Origin of the sequence: Streptomyces sp. URMC 123, assembly GCF_051386515.1 — a bacterium.
GTDB lineage: Bacteria > Actinomycetota > Actinomycetes > Streptomycetales > Streptomycetaceae > Streptomyces.
The window spans coordinates 1-289 of record NZ_JBPQTV010000754.1; the positions used below are offsets into that span (position 1 = coordinate 1).

Annotated in this window: 1 pseudogene; it reads left to right on the top strand. The window is 76.8% G+C overall.

Features of this window, described 5'->3' with window-relative positions:
• Positions 1-85: 85 nt before the first annotated feature.
• Positions 86-289, top strand: a pseudogene (locus ACSNOD_RS31885) (hypothetical protein); the annotation flags it as partial.

Sequence of the window (289 nt, forward strand, 5' to 3'; positions counted from 1 at the left end):
CCCGCGGCCCTCCGCGCCGCCACCGAAACCACCACCCCCACCGGCCCCGGGCAACAACGACACCGGCAACCGCACCGGCCGCAGCGTGGCGACCGTCGACTGCGAGGGCGAGACCCGTTCCGGCGAGCCGATCGCCATCAAGGGCCGGGTCACGGAGGAGCGCGACGGCCGCTGCGTCCGGGGCGATCTGACCGCGACGGTCAGCGGCCGGGTGGTCTTCCAGGCCAACGTCCTGGGCAACTGCTCCGCGCCGGCGACCCCGCCGGCCACCTACCGGCCGCCCCCGCCT